This is a genomic window from Corynebacterium sp. (assembly GCF_030535495.1).
Lineage (GTDB): Bacteria > Actinomycetota > Actinomycetes > Mycobacteriales > Mycobacteriaceae > Corynebacterium.
In genome coordinates this window covers 1-5,300 of record NZ_JAUNRW010000127.1, presented here as the reverse complement: position 1 = coordinate 5,300, position 5,300 = coordinate 1, and the positions used below count along the sequence as shown (strand labels likewise).

Genomic DNA, 5,300 nt, shown 5'->3' with positions numbered 1-5,300 from the left:
CCGCCCAGGCCGATGTCCTCGGCCATGGTGATCTGCACGTGGTCGACGTAGTGGGCGTTCCACAGCGGATCGAAGAGCTGGTTGGCGAAACGCAGGGCGAGGATGTTCTGCACCGTCTCCTTGCCCAGATAGTGGTCGATGCGGAACACCGCCTCCTCCGGGAACACGGAGTTGACCACCTGGTTGAGCTCCCGGGCGGTGGCCTGATCATGGCCGAAGGGCTTCTCGATGATCACCCGTCGCCAGAACTCCTCGCCCGCCTGGGCCAGGCCGGAACGCTCCAGCTGGTGGCACACGGCGGTGAAGAAGTCCGGCGGGACCGACAGGTAGAACGCCCAGTTGCCGGACGTGCCCCGCGTGGCGTCCATCTCCGCGAGGGTGGCGGCCAGGCGGTCGAAGCCGTCGTCGTCGAAGTTGCCCTCGACGAAGTGCATGCCCTCGGCCAGGCGCTCCCACACGTGCTCGCGGAAACGGGTGCGCGCCCCGGCCTCCACGGCCTCGCGCACGTACTCCTCGAACTCCGGCTTCGTCCACGAACGTCGTCCGAAACCGATGAGGGTGAAACCGGCGGGCAGCAGGCCGCGGTTGGCCAGGTCGTAGATGGCCGGCAGCAGCTTCTTGCGCGCCAGGTCACCGGTGACGCCGAAGATCACCATGCCCGAGGGGCCGGCGATGCGCGGCAGGCGCTTGTCCTCGGGGTTGCGCAGCGGGTTGAGCCAGGCGTCAGAGCCGGTCACGGGCATGGGCATACGCGTGTCGTCCTTTCGGGGGAGAGGCTGCTAGCGCAGCTGGGCTTCCATGGAATCGAGGAGCTCACTCCACGCGGAGACGAACTTCTCCACGCCCTCGCGCTCCAGGACCATGAACACGTCCTCCATGTCGATCCCGACGGCGACGAGCTGCTCGAAGACCTCCTGGGCCTCATCCTCGGTGCCCGACAGGGTGTCACCGTGCAGGCCACCGTGCTCGAGGACGGCGTCGATGGTCGGCTCCGGCATGGTGTTGACGGTGTCGGGGCCGGCCAGCTCGCTGACATAGAGGGTGGGGGCGTAGTCGGGGTTCTTCACACCGGTCGACGCCCACAGCGGACGCTGCACGTTGGCACCTTCCGGCAGGTCCTTCGCGCCGATGTCCTGGAACACCGCGTAGGCGCGCTGGGCGTTGGCCACGCCGGCCTTGCCGCGCAGGGCCAGAGCCTCCTCGGTGCCGATCTCCTCGAGGCGGCGATCGATCTCGACGTCGAGACGCGAGACGAAGAAGGAGGCCACCGAGTGGATCTGCGAGACGTCGAGCTCACGCTCGGCGGCGCGCTGGATGCCCTCCCGGTAGGCGGCGATGACCTCGCGGTAGCGCGCCACGGAGAAGATGAGGGTGACGTTGACGGAGATGCCCTCGGCGAGGGCGTCGGTGATCGCCGGGATCGAGTCCGGGGTGGCCGGGATCTTGATCATGACGTTCGGGCGGTCGACCTTCTTCCACAGCTCCCGGGCCTGGGAGAGGGTGGCCTCGCGGTCCTCGGAGATGCGCGGATCGACCTCGATGGACACACGACCGTCGCGGCCGTTGGTGGACTCGTAGATCGGCATGAGGATGTCGCAGGCGTCGCGGACATCGTCGATGGTCATGGCGTAGACGGCCTCGTCGACCGCGGCGCCGGCGGCCTTGAGCTCGGCGATCTGGGCGTCGTAGGCGGTGCCCTTGCTCATGGCGGCGGCGAAGATCGCCGGGTTGGTGGTCACGCCGACGACGGACTTCTTCTCGACGACCTCAGCGAGGTTGCCGGACGTGATGCGGTCGCGGGAGAGGTCGTCGAGCCAGGTGGCGGTACCCAGTGCGGCGAGCTCGTCGATGTGGGTCATGGTGGGATCCTTTACTTGCTGGCGTTGATGGTGTCGCGGGCGGCGTCGACGACGGCCTCGGCAGTGAGGCCGAACTCCTCGAAGAGCTTCTGGTACGGCGCGGAGGCACCGAAGTGCTCGAGGGAGACGTTGCGGCCGGTGGTGCCGGTGAAACGGTGCCACGGCATGGCGATACCGGCCTCGACGGAGACGCGGGCGGTGACGGCGGCCGGGAGGACGGACTCGATGTAGTCGGCGTCCTGCTCGAGGAACCACTCCATGCAGGGCACGGAGACGACGCGGGCGGCCACGCCGTCGGCCTCAAGGGTGGCGGCGGCCTCGACCGCCAGCTGCACCTCGGAGCCGGTGGCCATGATGATGACGTCGGGGGTCTCCTGCGAGCCCTCGACGAGGACGTAGGCGCCGCGGCGGACACCCTCGGCGGCCTTGTCCTTGGTGCCCTCGAGGACGGGGACGTTCTGGCGGGTCAGCGCCAGGCCCTTCGGCGACTCCTTGTACTCGAGTGCCGCGGCCCAGGCCTGGGCGGTCTCGTTGGCGTCGGCCGGACGGATGATGGACAGGCCCGGGATGCCGCGCAGGGCGGCCAGGGTCTCCACCGGCTGGTGGGTCGGGCCGTCCTCGCCGAGACCGATGGAGTCATGGGTCCACACGTAGTAGACGTCGGACTCCATGAGGGCACCGAGGCGCACGGCCGGGCGCATGTAGTCGGAGAAGATGAGGAAGGTGCCGCCGTAGGGGCGGGTCGGGCCGTGGAGGGCGATGCCGTTGAGGATGGAGCCCATGGCGTGCTCACGGATGCCGAAGTGCATGTTGCGGCCGTACGGCGTAGCGGACCAGGTGTCGGTGGAGATCTCCTTCGGGCCGAAGGAGGGCTCACCCTTGATGATGGTGTTGTTGGAACCGGCGAGGTCGGCGGAGCCACCCCACAGCTCGGGCATCATCTCGCCGAGGACCTGCAGTGCGGCCTCGGAGGCCTTACGGGTGGCCAGGCCGGACTCGTCGGCCTCCCACACCGGCATGGCCTCGGCCAGGCCCTCGGGCAGCTCGCGGGCGACGAGGCGGTCGAACAGGCGCTTGCGCTCCGTGTTGGACTCGGCCCAGGCGTCGAACTTCTCCTGCCAGGCGGCGTGCTTGTCGGCACCGCGTTCGGTGAGCCGGCGGGTGTGGGCGAGGACATCGTCGTCAATGTGGAAGTTGACCTCGGGGTCGAAGCCGAGCACCTCCTTGGTGGCGCGGACCTCGTCCTGGCCCAGGGCGGCGCCGTGGGAGGCACCGGTGTTCTGGGCGTTGGGGGCCGGGTAGGCGATGACGGTGCGCAGACGGATGAAGGTCGGGCGCTCGGTGTCGGCCTTGGCGGCGACGACGGCGGCCTCGATGGCGGCGACATCCTCGCCGCCCTCGATCTCGATGGTCTGCCAGCCGTAGGCCTCGTAACGGGCGACGACGTCCTCGGTGAAGGCGATCTGGGTGTCATCCTCGATGGAGATGCGGTTGTCGTCCCAGAAGACGATGAGGTTGCCCAGCTGCTGGGTGCCGGCCAGCGAACAGGCCTCGGCCGTGACACCCTCCTGCAGGTCGCCGTCGGAGGCGATGACGTAGATGAAGTGGTCGAAGGGGGACTCACCGGCCGGGGCCTCCGGGTCGAAGAGTCCGCGCTCCCGACGGGCGGCCATGGCCATGCCGACGGCGGAGGCCAGGCCCTGGCCCAGCGGGCCGGTGGTGATCTCGACGCCGCGGGTGTGGCCCACCTCCGGGTGGCCCGGGGTCAGAGAGTCCCAGGAACGCAGCGCCTTGAGGTCCTCCATCTCGAGGCCGAAGCCGCCGAGGTAGAGCTGGATGTACTGGGTGAGGGAGGAGTGGCCGCAGGAGAGGACGAAGCGGTCACGGCCGACCCAGTCGGTGTCGTTGGGATCGTGGTCGATCACGCGCTGGTAGAGGGTGTAGGCCAGCGGGGCGAGCGACATGGCGGTGCCCGGGTGCCCGGATCCGCAGTTCTCGACGGCGTCGGCGGCCAGAATGCGGACGGTGTCCACGGCGCGGGTGTCGGTGTCGGTCCAGTCGGCGGGGTAACGGCGTTCCGTCAGGGCCTGCAGTTCGGGCGTCAGCGTCACGGTGGGGATCCTCACTTCAATGGTTGTCAGGGCGTAGCGGGGTCGACCGACTGGCGTCGGGGCCCACGTCACCTCACCACCTTAGTGACTTCTGCGCCCGGGCATGGTCGTCGGTCCACGATCCGGTCCGTGTCCCGTCGAATCGGTGCGGCGGATTATCCGACTTAAGGTTGAGAGGGCTACGATGGCAGGGCTGGATTTTTCATGCGCCGGGAACTTTCCGCCGGCCCTGCCCGACCAGTCACTGGTAGACGCGACACCATGGCGCGCCGGAACCCGACATTCTCGACCTGCCGTTGGAGGAACCTTCTCTTGGAGACAATCAAGGCCTATATTGCGCTGACGAAGCCGAGGGTCATTGAGCTGCTCCTCGTCGCCACGATTCCGGCGATGCTGCAGGCCGAGCGTGGTGAGAACAACATCATCCTCATCCTCCTCACCGTCATCGGTGGCTGGATGGGGGCGGCGGCGGCCAACACGTTCAACATGGTCGCCGATTCCGACATCGACCAGAAGATGGGCCGCACCCGTGCCCGCCCCCTGGTCCGCCACACCGTCACCAACCGCAAGGCCACCATTTTCGCGTGGTCGCTGCTCGTCATCTCCGTGCTGTGGCTGGGTCTGCTGGCCAACTCCTGGTTGGCCGCCGGCTTCATCCTGCTGACCAACTGGTTCTACATCTACGTCTACACCAAGTGGCTCAAGCGCCGGACCTGGCAGAACATCATCTGGGGTGGCGCCGCGGGCTGCATGCCGGTGCTCGTCGGCTGGGCCGTCATCACCGACAACCTCCCCGAGGGTGTTGCCTCCCAGTGGTGGCAGGCGATCGTGCTCTTCCTCATCATCTTCTTCTGGACCCCGCCCCACACCTGGGCTCTGGCCATGAAGTACCGCGACGACTACGAGAAGGCCGGCGTGCCGATGCTCCCCGTCGTCCGCAAGCCCGTCGAGGTCACCCGCCAGATCGTCTGGTACACCGTCGCCACGGTCATCACGACGCTGCTGCTCGTCCCCGCCGCCTCCTGGATCTACCTCGCCGGAGCTCTCATCGGCGGTGTCTACTTCCTCGCCGTGGCCATCGTGCTGCACACCGGCGTGAAGAAGGGGAAGAAGGTCAAGCCCCTCAAGCTGTTCATCCTGTCGAACAACTACCTCGCGCTCGTCTTCGTGGCCCTGTCCATCGATGCCGTCCTCGGCTGGGAGACCATCGGCTCCATGCTGGGGTGGACGACCACCTACTTCTGATCCTGTCAACCGCTCGGGTGGCGGGATGGGCGATTTCTGTGGATAACCCGAGTTATCCACAGGACGACTTGCTTGCTTATCGACG

4 protein-coding genes are annotated in these 5,300 nt (G+C 67.6%); 1 reads left to right on the top strand and 3 read right to left on the bottom strand.

Translation table 11 applies throughout. From position 1 onward, the window contains the following. From Q4F73_RS11275 to tkt, 3 genes are all read right to left on the bottom strand, one after another. A partial coding sequence (locus Q4F73_RS11275; protein ID WP_303359438.1) for a glucose-6-phosphate dehydrogenase occupies window positions 1–737 on the bottom strand: 737 nt, incomplete at its 3' end. Window positions 738–779: 42 nt separating this feature from the next. Beyond that, the gene (gene tal, locus Q4F73_RS11270; protein WP_303359437.1) at window positions 780–1,859 is read right to left on the bottom strand and encodes a transaldolase; all 1,080 of its coding nucleotides are present in this window, start codon (window positions 1,857–1,859) and stop codon (window positions 780–782) included. A gap of 11 nt (window positions 1,860–1,870) precedes the next feature. Beyond that, window positions 1,871–3,970 (bottom strand): transketolase, encoded by a 2,100-nt coding sequence (gene tkt / locus Q4F73_RS11265; protein ID WP_303359436.1) that lies wholly within the window; start codon window positions 3,968–3,970, stop codon window positions 1,871–1,873. 261 nt (window positions 3,971–4,231) lie between these two features. Here tkt and Q4F73_RS11260 point away from each other — a divergent pair, with 261 nt between their 5' ends. Further along, on the top strand, window positions 4,232–5,215 hold the full coding sequence (locus Q4F73_RS11260) for a heme o synthase (RefSeq protein WP_303359435.1): 984 nt from the start codon (window positions 4,232–4,234) through the stop codon (window positions 5,213–5,215). The last annotated feature ends 85 nt before the right edge of the window (window positions 5,216–5,300 follow it).